This window comes from uncultured Paraglaciecola sp. (assembly GCF_913058035.1).
Taxonomy (GTDB): domain Bacteria; phylum Pseudomonadota; class Gammaproteobacteria; order Enterobacterales; family Alteromonadaceae; genus Paraglaciecola.
In genome coordinates this window covers 1-16825 of sequence record NZ_CAJXPA010000101.1, presented here as the reverse complement: position 1 = coordinate 16825, position 16825 = coordinate 1, and the positions used below count along the sequence as shown (strand labels likewise).

The following is a 16825-nucleotide window of genomic DNA, read 5'->3' as shown; positions in this document are numbered from 1 at the left end:
CATCAATCCAGACAATGTAATTTTTTAAACGAGGAAATATCGATGACAAACTTAGATTCTATTAAAGGTAAAATGAACGAAGCAGAAGAATTTGCACGTAAAATTTGGCTTGCAGGTTTAGGCGCTTACGGTAAAAGTTTTGATGAAGCCCAAGGACGCTACGAAAAAATTAGTGTTGAAGCTAGCAAAATGTTTGACGATTTAGTTGTGAAAGGTTCTGAAATTGAAACTGATGCTAAAGACAAGTACCAAGTAAAAGATAAAGTTGAAACTCGCGTAGCAGAAGTACGTAAGAAGCTAGGACTAGACAGCGTAAGTGCTGATAAAAAAGTTGAAGAATTATCAGCAAAAATTGATGCACTGACTGATGCTGTTGCAAAACTAGCTGCAAAGTAATCGTTTTAATAGCCGACACAAGCACAGAGGTATAAGTTTTGACTTCGTTGGTTTTTTTACTTTGAATTTATATTGTTGTGAACTGAAATATTAGGATGACAAATTTGAATACTGCTAAAAAAACCATAGCTTTGGCACATAAAACATTGCTTATTAGTATCGGTGCTTGTGACCGCGGGCGCGAAATAGCGGCTAATAAGCTTGACCAATTATTTGTTGGTGGTTCAGGATTAGTTAATGACTTGCTTGAAAAAGGTGAGTCTTTTGAAACGCAAGTCCAAGCAAAGATAGAGGCCAGAAAAATGTTACAAGGCAAAATTTCAGCATTAAGAGCTAGGTTCGGTTTCGGCAACGAAAGCCGCGACCAACAGATTGATATGTTATCACAGCGCGTTGACAGCTTAATAGAAGTTGTTGCTAAACTGGCTCAGCAAAAGGCGGCTGAGAAAAAAATGACAGCATCATCAATCTCTACCAAAAAAGCAGTACCGAAAGAAATTAAAGTGCCAGCAAAAGCTGCAGCAACTAAATCAGCAGTAGCTAAGGTTGCAGCAACGAAACCAGCAGTAGCTAAGGTTGCAGCAACGAAACCAGCAGTAGCTAAGGTTGCGGCAACGAAACCAGCAGTAGCTAAGGTTGCAGCAACGAAACCAGCAGTAGCTAAGGTTGCAGCAACGAAACCAGTAGTAGATAAAATTGTTGCAACGAAACCAACAGTGGCTAAAGTTGAAGCTGTTAAACTCGAAGCAGCTAAAACTGCTAATGCAGACCCCGCAGGTAAATCCAAAGTAGACGATAAAGATTAACAAATAAGGTTTTAAACCCCTTCAACCTTAATGTTTTTTAAAAAAGCCGCTAAACTAAGCGGCTTTTTTATATCTTTTTCATGTCTTTTTTAAATTGCAACAAATTTACTCTCTCATAGATTACATGCATGGTTAATTTTAATGCATGAGAGTATTTTTTGTTATGAACAACAGTAAAAATTATCTTGGTCTAGCCTGTGTATATGAATGAATTATTTTTTAACAGTGATTGCTATCACAGTATTTTTAATTAATTTTCTGTTTTGAAAGTAAATTTACGCATAAGGAGCGTTTGAAAAGAATTTACGAAACGCAACGTTAAATATATGAAGTACTGTAACAGTTCACCTGAAAAAGAAAAAAGTGGTGATTTAATACATGATTTTTACCACTTAATGGGGCCTGCCTTTATTGCTATTGCCATTTTTGTAGGGGGCTAAAATAAAACATCAAAAATCTGATATCAAGAAAACTTAATATAAATTGAAGTTTATGAAACTTCAAAAAGAGACATTTCAATAGCTCTTCTTTGTAGGTTTGATACAATAAAATTCAGATAATCAAACTATTTACTCGTGGCTTATGCAATAGTCATAAATAATAAAACTTTTAAGGAGCAACGCCATGTACATGATAGTTAAAAACATCCACCTGACCATAATTTCGCTTACGTTTATCTTTTTCATTATTAACTTTGTATTAACGATCAAAGGGTCTGATAAGGTCAACAATAAGATACTGAAAATTGGACCCCACATTTTATATACTTTGTTTATTTTAACTTTTATTTATTTGGTTTCCGTTATTAACTTGTATCCCTTCGTAAATGGTTGGGCATCATCTAAATTAGGTGGTTTTGTACTTTATATACTTTCCATCACGTTCGCGCTTAAGTGGGCAAAATCTACGGTATGGCGAATTGTGAGCTTCATTAGTGCAGTATTTTGGTTCGTTATGAGTGCGAGACTTGGTTATGCTGATCACTTAAAAGTAAACAATCAAGACACTAATGTATATATCGAATTTGGGCAGTCGATGTTGACTTTAATCTGTTAAACAATGTTAGTTGTATTCGTGTAGTGTTTGTCGATGAATGAGTTAAGTTATTGTTATATAAGTACTTACTACGTGTATTCAAAGTGTACCTAACGTTGATCAATTGCTGATTTAATTTTAATACTTTAGTCCTGATTAAACCGAAGTCAGCCTTGGAATGAGATGACTTTGACCGGGGCTAAAGTTAATTCACGAGGCTTCAAAATCACAATAGCTAAAAATGCAGAAGGTTTTTAATTTTACACTTTTAAGGCTGTCGATTTGGCTGACAGATACCTATAAACATAATTACGAATAACTACGAATAATTGCTAAGTTAAGTTTGTGTATTAATTATTTATTACAGATTGAAACTTTTGCTTTAATCTTCCGTAATACATTTAAATATACCCGCATAACTTTTAAAGGAATGATTAGTATGAAGTTTATAAAAATTAGCGTCGCTGTTTTAATTCTAAGTTTAACCTGCAGTGTTTCAGAGGTGTTTGCTAAAAGTACTTTTAACGACATGCCAGCAGGTGAATATAAACTAGATTTAAGCCACGCATCTATTGTCTGGAAAGTATCTCATCTCGGCTTGTCTAATTATGTTGCAAGATTTACAGATTTTGACGCTGCTATCGATTTTAATCCGAAAAAGATAGAGCAAAGCCAAATTACAGCCAGTATTAATCCTATGTCTATACAAACTGCTTATCCTAATGCAGCCGAAAAAGATTTTGATAAAATCCTCGCTACTGAGAAAGGTTGGTTTAATTCTGAGGCATTCTCTAATATTAATTTCGCTTCAACATCAATCGATATGAGAACCGAAAATACTGCGGTGATGCAGGGTAATTTAACCTTCTTAGGTGTTACTAAGGAAGTGTTGTTAGATGTGGAATTTAACGGAGCTATGGCAAAACAGCCATTCACTGGCAAACCTACAATGGGTTTTTCTGCGACAACTAGTATCAAGCGTTCTGATTTTGGTATGAGTCAATATGTTCCTAGTATCGGTGACAATGTAGAGATTTTGATAGAAGGTGAATTTGCTCACTTTGGCGATTAATTAAATAGATAATCAAAACATGACAATCTCGATGCAGCGATATAATAGCTTTAGTATTGTGCTTCACTGGTGCATTGCGTTGGCCTTATTATTTATGTTTGCCAGTGGTCTGTATATGGTCAACGCGGATATCAGCAAGGCTGACCAGTACCGGCTTTTCCAAATACACAAGGCCTCTGGCGTAGTGGTATTGTGGGCATTAATACTCAGGATAGGAACAAGAATTCTTACAAAAGCCCCTGCATTACCCGATAGTTTAAACCAGCAACAGGTTTTCAAGGCTAAGTTAGGACACCTGTTTTTGTATGCTGCGTTGGTAACTATGCCATTGTCTGGCTGGTTAATGGTGTCGGCTAGTCCCTTTGGTTTACCTACTTTTGTTTTTTTTGATTGGATCAAGTGGCCGCATATACCAGGTGTTGCTAGAAACAAAACCATAGAAGTCCTAGCTAACAACGTTCACTGGATAACGGCAACTATCCTTGCTACTTCGATTGTTGGCCATATTAGTGCGGTTATATGGCACAAGAAAACTCACAATATAAATTTAATTAGCAGGATGTGGTGGAACAATAAATGAAAAATATGTTTAACACGGTATGTTTCAGTAAAACGTTTCTGATGCGAATGCTGATGGCATTTTCGATAAGTATGTTTCTGTGTTTGGTTACCTTAAATGCCCATGCACAACTTGAAAGCAGCCACCAAACCGGTACTTTATCATTTGCGGGTCAACACGCCGGTATGGATTTTGAAGGGAAGTTTGAGCGTTGGCAGGCCTCATTGATACTGCCACCTCAGAGTAATCCTAATATTACCGCCACCTTTTACATGAATTCAGCAAAAACTGGGGATAGTATTTATGATAGCACCCTACCTGAATTCGATTGGTTTGATGTCAAAAATCATGCACTTGGTAAATTTGTTAGTACTGACATTATTGCAACTGAAGGTGGTTATCAAATATCAGGTGACTTAACTATCAAGGACATAACTAAAGCTGTAAGTTTCATTCTTATGGAGAATAAAGAAAATTTGACTGCAAGTTTTGGCATCAATCGTTTAGATTATCATATTGGTTTAGAGTCAGACCCCGATGCGGAATGGGTCGACAGAACAATTTCTATGTCTATGTTAATTAATAAGTAGCAAATAGATGTTTAAAAGCATTGTGTTACGAACGACTGCTAAATGACAAATTAAAGAGAACTTACATAATAATTTTTTTGGTCTATTTGCTTACTCAGTTTACTCTAAATTTATGTTTCTTCAATTGTGAGTCTAACAAACTCACTTTTTTAACCGGTTTTAAATTCCTTACGTTCTGATTGACCACATTTCTTCAAAAACCTTATAAATAAGACTAATACATTCATGACCTTAGATTGTCTATTTGTTAAGACAATTCTATAGTGCGTTTATCGAAGTTTGAAAATGCAGATAAAGATATGAACACAGATAAACCACGCAAACATTCACAAAAAATTGTAGATGGTGCTGCTCAAGCACCCAGTCGCTCTATGTTAAGGGCTGTAGGGTTTGGCGACGAGGATTTTAAGAAATCACAAGTCGGTATTGCTTCTACATGGTCAATGGTGACGCCGTGCAACATGCACATTAACACTTTGGCAGATGAGGTAGGTAAAGGTGTGGATAGCGCAGGTGCTAAAAGCATTATTTATAACACCATCACTATATCTGATGGTATTTCTATGGGCACCGAAGGTATGAAATATTCTTTAGTATCAAGAGAAGTTATTTGTGATTCTATCGAAGCAGTATCAGCTGGCATGGGACATGATGGTATTATCGCTATTGGTGGCTGTGACAAAAACATGCCAGGCTGTTTGATGGGATTAGCCCGCTTAAATAGGCCATCGATTTTTGTATACGGAGGCACTATTTTACCTGGCGAAAATCACACTGATATTGTGTCGGTATTCGAAGCAGTGGGAAGTTACGCTGCTGGCGATATTCCAATTACACAACTGGAACATATTGAAAAAACGGCAATCCCTGGTCCGGGCTCTTGCGGCGGTATGTATACTGCCAATACCCTAGCTTCGGCCATTGAGGCTTTAGGTATGAGCATGCCGAATAGTTCTGCTCAAAATGCGATTTCAGATAATAAAAAGCAAGACTGTATTGATGCAGGTAAAGCCATTGTTTACTTACTCGAACATGACATAAAGCCTTCCGATATTATGACCAAAAAAGCATTTGAGAATGCGATCACGCTGATTATTACCCTTGGTGGTTCTACTAACGCAGTGCTTCATTTGATCGCTATGGCTGATGCTATCGGTGTGGAAGTGACACTTGATGATTTTGTACGCATTGGCGAAAAAACCCCGGTGATTGCTGATTTACGTCCAAGTGGTCAATACTTGATGTCTGAATTAATTGAAATTGGTGGCATTCAACCATTGATGAAGCGGTTGTTAGATGCAGGTATGTTACACGGTGAATGTATGACAGTCACAGGTAAAACCATGGCTGAAAACTTAGCGGATGTAGACGATTATCCAAAAGGTCAGAACATTATTTTACCTTTTGATAAGCCAATCAAAAAAGATAGCCATTTGGTTATTTTGAATGGTAATTTAGCCCCTGAAGGTGCGGTTTCCAAAATTACTGGAAAAGAAGGATTACGCTTTACCGGCACAGCTAAAGTGTATGACTCTGAAGAGCAAGGTTTTGCTGCCATTATTGATGGTCAAGTAGTGGCTGGTGATGTAATTGTGATTCGTTACGAAGGTCCAAGAGGCGGACCAGGTATGCGTGAGATGTTAAGCCCTACTTCCGCTATTATGGGTAAAGGTTTGGGTAACGATGTGGCACTTATCACTGATGGTCGTTTTTCAGGAGGCAGCAGAGGTTTTGTGGTCGGTCATATCACACCTGAAGCTTACGAAGGTGGCGCAATAGCGTTGGTAGAAAATGGTGACAGCATTACAATTGATGCACAAAGTCGCCAGATGACTTTGAATATTAGTGATGAAGAAATGACCAGTAGAAGGCAAAGCTGGAAGCAACCCGCACCAAAATATACCAGAGGGCTGCTAGCAAAATACGCTAGAACAGTCAGCTCTGCTTCTACCGGAGCGGTGACAGACAAACCTTAATCAACCTCAACAAGTTGTAACAATCATAATAAATAATGAATTAATTGCGATGTACGAGTGAGATAAATAAGTAAAAAAATAACCTTATTTATCTCACTCGTACATCGAATTGACTTTATGGTTGTGATGTAGATATTTTGAACATCGATAGCATAACAGCCAATTTTAAAGGCCATCTCATTAATCCGTTTCTGTCAAACTGACGATTAACCTAAATTGATTGACTTAAATAGAGCAGGATAAGCCATTGTCATTGTGATTAGCTGTTGATTACGCGTAATCCATCGTGTTCAGTGAGTAATCTTGCTTCTCTTTGTTTTAATTGGTTTAAATAACGTCTAAGTGTTTTGCTTATCAGGGTATTTCGTTTAATTAAATCAAGCTGAGGCCAGGTGGCACGTTCGCCATTGTGAATAAGTTCTTGGATGCTTTTTAAGCTAGGATTTGAAGCGATATGTTTAAGGTTAGCAAACGTTGCGCTAGGCAAGATGTTGATATCACCTACGTACTGCTGGTCAATAACAGAACGCACTTTGTGTATTGCTAATCTAGCAGCACGATGGCTAATAAGGTTTTCAAGTATATCGAAGGCATAAATGCTGTTTACTTTGGCTATTTTTGCAGCATAGCGCCATGTTAACCCTACTAAACCGGTAGTGTCTCTTTTATCACGGGCTAAGAAGGGAACCGCTATCAGGTTAGTTTGACTAACAATGCTATGATTTACACCGTATAAACGCGCTAAACGCTCAAAGGGTAAGTCGGCCATAATAGAGCCGTCTGCAAAACGTCGATTAGGGATATATGGTGCTATATCGCCTGCTCTGTTTTTAGCTTTTAGTTGAACGGGCTTAAATAATATTGGGATAGCCGTAGATGCTCGCACTGCTTGAGTAATAATAGCGTTAGGTGACGTTTTGGCATTGAGTAAGCGTGAATGTTGATGCAAATCAGCTGGGGATACTGTGATTGTCATATGACGACCGGTCTTTTTGAATGCTTCTTCAAAAGTAGTTAAATCAAATAACTCAATTAAGGCATTTTCAAGGTTGCTACTATCGAGCAGGCTGTCCTTGCCAAAACCCTGCCATAGTCGCCATTTTTTAAATTTTTGTTGTATGTTCTCCGGTTGCATAACCTCTAATAGTTCTTCATCGGTGCGCGTGCCAACAAGCGCAGCGATAATTGCTCCTGCGCTGGCACCTGAGATTACTTTAGGTAGCAAATCATGTTCAACTAATGACTTAATTACGCCACAATGAAAAAATCCAAGACCAGCACCACCGCTTAACATTAAACAACTACTACCAAATGCTTGTGCTGTTTCTTCAAAAAATGATAGCTTCTCGTAGAAGTCAATTTCATTTTCATCTGCTTGATAAATAAAATCCAAAGCCCCACACACTTCTTGAATAAATTCTTCAATCAGGCTTTTAGTACCAAGTTTAGCGTGCTGATTCAGTGCAGACGAAGCAATATTACCTAAGTTGCCATGTAATCCTTCGTGTAAAATATACATTAAACCTGCAGCATCACCACTTACTCTGGCTTGTTTCATCCGTTGTACACGTTTACGAATGAGTCGGTAGTCGTATTCCTTACTTGGGCCTTTGGCTTTCCATTCATGGGCGCCAGACAATTCGTCATAAGCTTTTGCGGTCTCTTGATATTCTTCATAAGAGACGGCACGAGTCATGATGTCTTGTAATTCAGAAAGTTTTTTATTTGCCATGCAAGTTTCTCAATTTACTAGTCTGACCAGATATAACAGTAAATAATTAGAAAATGCTACCCAAAATTTAAGATAGTTAGCTTCAACTGCCATCGAATAGTGAAAATACCGGATAACTAGTTGTATTTGAATAGAGTTTTGTATGGATAATTTTCAAGCTATGGTATTTTTAGTTTGACCATTCTAATTCAAATAGTTAGGTTATTATGAGTTAGAATGGACACCCATACATACCAAATAATAATATATTGACTAGGCGCAGCTGTTTTTTATGCAATTAATAGATCAACTCATTACTAATATTCCTCTGTTATCCATTCCTATCATTAGTGCGATGGTGGGATGGTCTACTAATTTTTTAGCCGTCAAAATGATGTTTTATCCCATTGAATTTATAGGTCTCAAACCTTTTTTAGGTTGGCAAGGTTTAATACCTGCTAAGCGTCGAGAAATGGCTGAGATTGAAGTTGAGCTAGTACTGGGAAAATTGCTCAGTGTGAAAGAATTGGCCGACCGTATCGATCCTATTGAATTAACTAAAGCAATTGAAAGACGTCTTAAGCAGACTATTCGGACTATTATTAATGATGTGATGAAGCAATCTTCACCTCAATTGTGGGCATCTTTGCCAGTGCATGGTAAGAACCTTGTTTATGCCAGAGTAGAAGCTGATATCCCTAATGTTGTGACTAAAATGGTAAATGACTTCAAATACAACATTGAAGAAATCATTGATATAAAAGAGTTAGTTGTAGGTCAGTTGGTTAACGCCCCCGAACTTATTAATGAAATTTTCTTAAAATCTGGTGAGAAAGAATTTCCTTTTATAGAAAAATCAGGCTTTTATTTTGGTTTTTTATTTGGCATACCCACTATGCTTGTTTGGTCGTTTTATCCTACTTGGTGGGTATTGCCCGTAGGTGGTTTAATAGTAGGTTATGCTACGAATTGGATTGCGTTAAAAATAATTTTTGAACCCAAACATCCAATTAAGTTTATGGGTTTTACTATTCAAGGTATGTTTTTAAAGCGTCAAAAAGAGGTGTCACGTGTGTACTCAGATATTATTGAGTCTAAATTGATGACTTCAAAAAATATTATGGAAATTGCGGTGCATGGCTCTGGTTCTGGACAGCTTTTGGAATTGATTGAATTACATGTGAATGATGCAATTGAACGTTATGTTGCGATTGCTCAACCTTATTTTGCCCTAGGGGTTGGTTCAGATTCTTATTATAAAATGAAAGAATTAGCTACGCAGCGTATTTTTAAAGACTCAGAAAAATATCTAGCTTATGCTTACGAATATACTAACAAAGCACTAAGAATCGCTGATGATTTGTGTCAACGTATGGAAGCTTTGTCACCTGAAGAATTTGAAGGCGTTCTTCGTCCCGCTTATGAGGCTGATGAATGGAAACTGATCGTAACAGGTGCCTTATTGGGTATGGGAGCTGGGTTTATGCAGTTATATCTAGTGTTTATGTAGTGCGCCATGATTATCCTTATATTCGTACTGGATTAATCGAATTTTTGTTTTTTGACGTATTAGTGACATGAGAATTATAGTATTTGTTTTATTTATTATGAAATGTGCAAGTGTATCAGCTCAATGGAAGATTGATTTTTCCATTGCCGAGGAAATGACCTATTGGTATCGGATTAACGATAGCGTAATGGGAGGGTTATCTGAGTCTAATTTACGGGTGGTTGATAAAGTTGCTTATTTTGAAGGAGAACTTTCTTTAGAGAACAACGGGGGGTTCGCCTCAATAAGGCGGATTGGGCCCGTTTCGTTAAAAAGTAGCAAGTTACCAATTTCTTTAGAGATCAAGGGTGATGGGCGAAGTTATCAACTACGTCTGAGAACCAACCAAGGATTTGATGGCATGGCTTATGTTGCTTCATTCTCTAGCAGCCCTAAACAATGGCAGACCTTGGCTTTTTCGGAACACCATTTCGTTGCTCAATTTCGTGGGCGCGTTGTCAAAGATGCCCCGGCCCTGTTATTTTCTGACGTCAAACAAATTGGCTTTATGCTTGCTGACAAACAGGCTGGTTCATTTCAATTAGCCATAAAAAATATCAGTCAATAAACTCGTTCAGCATCACAATATTAAAAGCTTAGAATATTAACTAATTTTTTTCTAATAGATTAAAAATCCCTACAAGAGAGAGTGTCAGTTTATGTTTAGGGGCAAGTAAGATGAGTGGCTTTTTGGCTTGATGTGATTCGCGCATTTTAACAGACTGTCCAATGTATTGTGATAATACCGGAAAACCTTCAGCAATGAGTTCATTAACGATTTGTTTGGGTAAATTTGCGTTTGTCATATATTGATTTGCAATAATACCTTCTATTTCTAAACTCTCATTGTGATCTTCTTTTATTTCTGCAATTTTTCGTTGCAGGCTATACAACCCTTGTCGAGCAAAATCGTCGCAATCAATGGGTATTAAACATCGTTGTGCTGCAATGAGTGCTGACATGCTATAAAAATTTAGTGCTGGGGCTGTATCGATAAATATATGTTGGTAAGTATCTTTCAATGAATCTAAGGCTTCACGCAGTTTATAAATTTTATGCCTACTGTCTAACTCACTTTCCAACTCAGTTAAACGTTCTGAGCCAGCAATAATATCGAGGTTTTTAACTTGCGTTGTACAGCAAAAGTCGCTGGCAGGACGACGTTGTAGATGAAAGGTAATAGTTTGTTCAAATAAATCCGCTATGCTGCTGTCCTTAGGTAAGTCAGTGACATTTAGGTAAGACGTGCTATTACATTGAGTATCAAGGTCAATGAGTAAAGTTCGATAACCTTGGCTCGCAGAAATAGCCGCAAGATTTACTGCTAAGCTTGATTTACCGACGCCCCCTTTTTTGTTGAACAATACTCTGATCATTTTCTACCCCTGGTTAATACTTTAGCCATGTTTTTTTTATTAAAGAAGCAAAAGCTTTATTTTCAAATACTTGCACTACGGATAAACAGTATGTCAATCTATCCATAAGATTGACATAACCCATCACCTTTTTGGTAATAATAAAATGAAAACAGCTCAACGTATTTTGATAACTGCCCTTGATATCTTTAATCAACAAGGCGAAAACAACGTTAGCAGTGTTGAGATTGCAATGGAACTAGACATCAGTCCTGGCAATTTGTATTACCACTTTAAAGGTAAAGAAGTCATAGTTTCGGAATTATTTGAGCTTTACCAAGAACAATTGCGCGCTATTCTTGATGCTCCAAATAACCTAGATGATGCATCCCTGAGTATTGAAGACTTTTTTTATTATCTTTATCTAATTATTGATAAAAACCATTTATTTCGATTCTTATACCGCAACCCTACCGATTTAACCGATAAGTACCCTCGTGTAGCTAAGGGATTTGTCAAGTTGATGGCTGCACAAGAACGTTGTGTCACTGAGCTTTTAGCGCAGTTTGTGACCCAAAATAGTATGACTGCTTCTGCGGGGCAGTGCCATCAAATGGTCGAAATAATTGGCTTAGTATTCAGCCAAGCTGCAAATTACTATGCTTTGAAAGGCTACAATATTAATGACGATGAATATTTATATAAAAGTTTATCCGCCATATTATTTGCTCTGTTGCCACACATTAATATTGATTTGGATGAGTTACATCGTCTGCAAGAAGCGATAGTGAATCGTGAATTTTCCAACGAAGAACAATAAGCTAAGATATGTTGTATCTCAGTTTAAAAGGATAACGTTTTGAGTAAAAAACTAAAATTTCTTGATAAGACTTTTTGGATCACTGAGTCTGAAGATAACCCTAAACATGTTGCAACTTTGCAGCTACTAAAAATGCCAGATGCCGCTGAAAGTGATTATGTTGATAAGTTACTGGTAGAATTACGCGCTTTTGAGCAAGCGACGGCTCCCTTCAACTGTCGAGTAAGTAGTGTGTTGGGGTATCCAATTAAGTTTGTACCTGTTGCTCAATTAGATATGAAGTATCATGTTCAAATGCATGTTGTTGATGATTTGAATAATAAGCCTGCTTTGAATATATTTGTTGCCAGCTTGCATGAAACTTGGCTAGATAGAGATAAACCACTTTGGCAATTCCATTTAATTAAAGACAATAACACCCAACAATTTGCTTTATATATTAAAATCCATCATATGTGCGGTGACGGTAGTACCTTGATCCGTTGGTTTCAGGCTGGCTATAGCCAAAGTCCGGTTGATGAAGGGTTTATACCCGTTTGGGCAATGGATAGAACGCAAAAAAAACAGCATAAAACACATTGGTTTAAGGCAATGTTCGGCGGCCTGTGGGGCTTTTTAATAGCTGTTAAAGATTTAATTTGGATCTGGTTTAGACTTTTGTTAAAACTACTTAGGATAAATAAAGACTACATGCCTTTGCCTTTCACAGGCACTAAAACGGTGCTCACTGGACAGGTAAAAAAAGGCCGTGCAGTAGCTACCTTAGATATCGATTTTAAGCGGGTTAAAACTCTAAGTAAACGCTTAAGGGCTTCAGCTAATGAAGTTATGTTATGTGTGTTTGATATCGCTGTGCATAGACAACTGACAGACTATGGGCAGACCTTTGAAAAAGCTTTATATACCAACATGCCCATTAATTTGCGCAGGCCTGGTGAGACAACCTACGGCAATAAAATTGCGATAGTACCAGTAGAGTTGGCCCATGGGCACACTGATCCTTATCTTAGACTCAGAGAGATCATTGAAAACCATCGAAAAGTTAAAAAAGCTGCGAAGTCTTCTCACCCTGCGTCATTTAGCTATTACACCTTATTAATACAAACCTACGCTATTATGTTTGAAATGTTAGGGTTATCTAGCTGGGTCAAACCCATTGCTAATATCTTAGTATCAAATATGCCAGGACCCACAGACATAATGTACTTTAAAGATAGTCAACTACTTGCCACTTATCCTATTTCTACCATAACCCCTGGTGGCGGTGTGAATATTACAATGGTGACTTATAATGGTCAGGCTAACATTGGACTTGTTTGCTGTAATAATAATATTGATAGTTTAGAACCATTGGCAATTTATTGTCTTGAAGCTTTTGATATGTTGGAGAAATGTGTCGATGACCCTAATCTGAATATTGAAGATGTTGGCAAAAATATTAATGAAGAATTTGTATCTATTGTTGATGATAAAGTTTTATCTAGTTGAGTAAATTAGAAGAAACAACACCAAAGGTCACATAATAATTATCAGTGTTCGATAAGCATAATCAGATTAGTTGTAACGTTTTGACCGATTTGTCGGTGAACGTTATTTCTAATGTAAAAATAGAAAATTTTCCGTTTTCGACACGCCTTGATTAGCATTAAAAATGTGCCTAAAAATAAAAAGAGTTGAATCAGTAAAACGTTAAATTAATAAAATATTGATATAGATGTGTGATCTTAGCACTACAAACATAGGAAACGAAAACACAAGGTTTCAGAGCAGCAGTCGGAATATTTAAATCAAAAATATGAAATTGAATACTTAGTTTATTGTCCCTATGGAATTCGCAGGTTTGACAATGCAATTACTGTATAGATGGATGTTTTATCTAAATATGAATGTGCATAGTTTCCTAAAACATCACTCAAAGTGGCAAAGATTTTAATACCTCAATGTTTTTTTCCCGAGAAAAGTAAAGTTTTGCCGAGTTACATCACATCTAAAAATCTGTACATAACGTTGTTTTAGGTTTTATATTATTGGAAAAGTTGGTTCGCGAAGCTATGGTCAGAAAAATCTGCCTTTTTAAAAAGTCATGACACCGTTTACCACTATTAGTCGTTTCATAGCGGTAATCCAGTCATCCTATCAGTAACTTATCATTCCAGCGCGTACCTGATATTAATATGTGTTATCAACATCATCTTAAAACTTGAATCGTAAGTGACCTTGTTCAACTATGACTTTTTGACCATATTGGATAAAAAGATTTTCTTCAAAGTCGTTCATATCTAAGCTGTATTGCATGTCATCGCCAGCAGCCAATCCAACAATGATACTTTCTATTTGTGGTTTGTGGTAATCCAGTACTTTTTGCTTGCTGCCACTCAGATATACTTGCAAATAACTGCTTGCTTCGGAAGCAGTGGTGCCTGTCATAATGCTGAATGCAGTTCTCATGGTGCCTGTCACCATAGATAATACTGGACTTGGGACAAAGTGATTAATAAGACTAGAGGTATCTTTTAAAATTGAATACTCATCGTTTAACATGTGAATGTCGGTAACGCGTATGTGCGTTAAGAGTATTTTTTTTGTGGTGGAATTGTATTGAGGAATAGCTTGAACAACTAACACAACATGAGCACGATAAATGGGGTTAGCAATATAAGTAACCTCGATGCCACCTAGAACTTCGGCTTGAATATAATTTGAGTTAACGGGCATCGTTATATTAGCTTTAGATAACGTAAAGCGGCCTTCCCCCCTTGGTACAGAAATAGGCAATGAAACAGGTAAGTGTGGTTGAATTAATTGACTAATATCGTCCACTGAATAGTCCACATATTTTAGTCGTTTAAAACGAATTAGGCATTTAGCTAAGAGTAAGCGAAATGACTCTCTGATAGATTGCGAACCCAAACTAATGCTTCTCCATAGATATTTGTGATAATGCTACATACCGATACATTTTATAACTAATTGAATTTTATTGTATTAAGTTATTTACCTATCAGCTACAGGCTTTACAAGAAAGTAACACTAAGAACTCTTTTTTGATACAATTACTGGTATGACATCAGATGAGTTGTATGAATGTTATGACCGATTTAAGTACTTTTTCAACGGCATATTTGATAGCAACACGTCCTAATATCTTCATATCAAAAAAGTAGTGTATTTTATGCAAAAGCTTTCTCAAACACAATTTGATTTTATCATCATAGGCGCAGGTTCAGCCGGCGCCACTTTAGCGGCGCGTTTAACAGAGAATAATCAGTTTAGCGTCTGTTTAATTGAAGCAGGAGGCAAAGATACAAGCCCGTTTATTCATATTCCATTCGGCTTGGCTTTCCTATCTCGCATGACAAATTTAGGTTGGGAGTATGACACTGAGCCTCAGTCTCAATTGAATGATCGTTCGCTTTTTTGGCCACGAGGTAAGGTATTAGGCGGTTCAAGTTCACTTAATGCTATGTGTTATATTCGTGGTGTGCCTGAGGATTATGACCGCTGGAATGATATGGGTGCTAAGGGTTGGGACTGGCAAACAGTTTTACCTTATTTTAAAAAGTCAGAAAAACAACAGCATGGCGAAAGTGAAATGCATGGCGCGGACGGTTATCTGAGTGTAAGTGATCTAAGGCATACAAACCCGCTTTCTAGTACCTTTGTTGACGCGGCTGAACAAATTGGGCTGTCTAAAGTTACCGACTTTAATGGTCCTGATCGAGAAGGCTTGGGCTTTTATCAGGTTACTCAGGAAAATGGGCAACGTTGTTCAACGGCCAAAGGCTATTTAACACCTGCTTTAACACGCTCTAACTTAACTTTATTAACAAAAGCTTTGGTTGAAAAGATTCAAATTATAGATGGTGTGGCTACAGGAGTTAAACTGCAACTTGATGGGCAATCTATTGAGCTAACTGCCAATAAAGAAGTGTTGTTATCCGCAGGTGCGATCAACTCTCCACAAATATTAATGTTGTCAGGTGTTGGGCCAAAAGAGCACCTAGCTGAAAATGGGATTAAAGTAAAAGTAGATTTACCTGGTGTTGGACAAAACTTACAAGACCATCTCGACATAATAGTGCAACATCACTGTAAAAACCGTGATAGTTATTCGATTTCTCTGGCTCTTATTCCCCGTTATATCAAAAATACATTTAACTATTTATTTAATCGACAAGGCATTTTTACCAGCAATGTTGCCGAGGCGGGCGGCTTTGACAAAACACAATATGCAGCAGATATCCCTGATATTCAATATCATTTTTTACCTGCAATTTTGCTTGATCACGGACGAACTACTGCCTTTGGTTATGGTTTTGGAGTGCATGTATGTGGTTTGTATCCAAAAAGCCGTGGTGAAATAAGATTACGTTCTAACAAACCAAACACACCTGCAGTGATTGACCCACATTATCTCGAGCATCTTGACGATCAAAAAGTAATGATTGACGGGGTACGACGTGCAAGGAAAATTCTAGCAGCTGCTTCATTTGATAAATATGAGTCATGGGAAGTTGGCCCAGGACCTGATGCACAAACTGATGAAGAAATATTAGCATTTATCCGAAAAAATTCTGAAACTATTTATCACCCAATTGGCACCTGTAAAATGGGTGATATCAGCGACGTTATGACAGTTGTAGACTCACAGCTTAAAGTCAAAGATATAAAAGGTTTAAGAGTGGTGGATGCTTCAGTTATGCCATCACTTGTTGGTGGAAATACCAATGCTCCCACGATCATGATTGCAGAGCGCTGCGCCGATTTGATTAAGCAAGAACATAAATAAAATCAGAAAATCTTAATCATATAAACAAATTTATTGTTTATATGATTAGCTTGCGTTAGATTTTTAAACAGCAGTTTAGCGTAATGGATGAATGAGATGAATGAGATGAATTGGATTCTTCGACTTATAACGTTGTCATTTTTATTATTATTTATGACGGGATGTGC

At 37.2% G+C, this 16825-nt stretch carries 15 protein-coding genes; 11 read left to right on the top strand and 4 right to left on the bottom strand.

Annotated elements, in window-relative coordinates; all coding sequences use genetic code 11:
• The first annotated feature begins 42 nt into the window (after positions 1-42).
• Positions 43-396 carry a phasin family protein gene (locus QZ562_RS13530; protein ID WP_293760989.1) on the top strand — a complete coding sequence of 118 codons (354 nt, stop codon included), beginning with the start codon at positions 43-45 and terminating at the stop codon, positions 394-396.
• 427 nt (positions 397-823) lie between these two features.
• On the opposite strand, the gene QZ562_RS21295 is transcribed toward QZ562_RS13530, so the two are convergent.
• Positions 824-1183 (bottom strand): pentapeptide repeat-containing protein, encoded by a 360-nt coding sequence (locus QZ562_RS21295; RefSeq protein ID WP_363315361.1) that lies wholly within the window; start codon positions 1181-1183, stop codon positions 824-826.
• A 643-nt stretch (positions 1184-1826) separates the two neighbouring features.
• Here QZ562_RS21295 and QZ562_RS13520 point away from each other — a divergent pair.
• From QZ562_RS13520 to ilvD, 5 genes are all read left to right on the top strand, one after another.
• Positions 1827-2258, top strand: a complete 432-nt coding sequence (locus QZ562_RS13520; RefSeq protein WP_363315360.1) for a SirB2 family protein — start codon at positions 1827-1829, stop codon at positions 2256-2258.
• A gap of 418 nt (positions 2259-2676) precedes the next feature.
• Entirely contained in the window at positions 2677-3309 is a 633-nt protein-coding gene (locus tag QZ562_RS13515; protein ID WP_293760978.1) for a YceI family protein, read from the top strand.
• A 31-nt stretch (positions 3310-3340) separates the two neighbouring features.
• Positions 3341-3889 (top strand): cytochrome b, encoded by a 549-nt coding sequence (locus QZ562_RS13510; protein ID WP_293760976.1) that lies wholly within the window; start codon positions 3341-3343, stop codon positions 3887-3889.
• Positions 3886-4458 carry a YceI family protein gene (locus QZ562_RS13505; protein ID WP_293760974.1) on the top strand — a complete coding sequence of 191 codons (573 nt, stop codon included), beginning with the start codon at positions 3886-3888 and terminating at the stop codon, positions 4456-4458. Before QZ562_RS13510 ends, QZ562_RS13505 begins: the two co-directional genes overlap by 4 nt.
• Positions 4459-4757: 299 nt before the next feature.
• Positions 4758-6434: a dihydroxy-acid dehydratase gene (gene ilvD, locus QZ562_RS13500; protein ID WP_293760983.1), complete on the top strand. Its 1677-nt coding sequence runs from the start codon at positions 4758-4760 to the stop codon at positions 6432-6434.
• Positions 6435-6693: 259 nt separating this feature from the next.
• Here ilvD and QZ562_RS13495 read toward each other — a convergent pair whose 3' ends face one another.
• On the bottom strand, positions 6694-8166 hold the full coding sequence (locus QZ562_RS13495; RefSeq protein WP_293760971.1) for a DUF3336 domain-containing protein: 1473 nt from the start codon (positions 8164-8166) through the stop codon (positions 6694-6696).
• 271 nt (positions 8167-8437) lie between these two features.
• On the opposite strand from QZ562_RS13495, the gene QZ562_RS13490 reads away from it, so the two are divergent.
• Both QZ562_RS13490 and QZ562_RS13485 read left to right on the top strand, forming a co-directional pair.
• Positions 8438-9655 carry a DUF445 family protein gene (locus QZ562_RS13490; protein WP_293760968.1) on the top strand — a complete coding sequence of 406 codons (1218 nt, stop codon included), beginning with the start codon at positions 8438-8440 and terminating at the stop codon, positions 9653-9655.
• 67 nt (positions 9656-9722) lie between these two features.
• A complete protein-coding gene (locus QZ562_RS13485; protein WP_293760966.1) occupies positions 9723-10262 on the top strand; it encodes a CIA30 family protein in 540 nt (179 codons plus the stop codon).
• A 40-nt stretch (positions 10263-10302) separates the two neighbouring features.
• Here QZ562_RS13485 and QZ562_RS13480 read toward each other — a convergent pair whose 3' ends face one another.
• A complete protein-coding gene (locus QZ562_RS13480; protein ID WP_293760963.1) occupies positions 10303-11070 on the bottom strand; it encodes a ParA family protein in 768 nt (255 codons plus the stop codon).
• Positions 11071-11215: 145 nt separating this feature from the next.
• On the opposite strand from QZ562_RS13480, the gene QZ562_RS13475 reads away from it, so the two are divergent.
• Positions 11216-11869, top strand: coding sequence for a TetR/AcrR family transcriptional regulator (locus QZ562_RS13475; protein WP_293760960.1), 654 nt, complete (start codon positions 11216-11218; stop codon positions 11867-11869).
• Between the two features lie 39 nt (positions 11870-11908).
• Complete coding sequence (locus QZ562_RS13470) at positions 11909-13357, top strand: wax ester/triacylglycerol synthase domain-containing protein (protein ID WP_293760958.1); 1449 nt, start codon at positions 11909-11911, stop codon at positions 13355-13357.
• 705 nt (positions 13358-14062) lie between these two features.
• Here QZ562_RS13470 and QZ562_RS13465 read toward each other — a convergent pair.
• Complete coding sequence (locus QZ562_RS13465) at positions 14063-14689, bottom strand: hypothetical protein (RefSeq protein ID WP_293760956.1); 627 nt, start codon at positions 14687-14689, stop codon at positions 14063-14065.
• Between the two features lie 352 nt (positions 14690-15041).
• On the opposite strand from QZ562_RS13465, the gene QZ562_RS13460 reads away from it, so the two are divergent.
• On the top strand, positions 15042-16658 hold the full coding sequence (locus QZ562_RS13460) for a choline dehydrogenase (protein WP_293760953.1): 1617 nt from the start codon (positions 15042-15044) through the stop codon (positions 16656-16658).
• Positions 16659-16825: the final 167 nt, after the last annotated feature.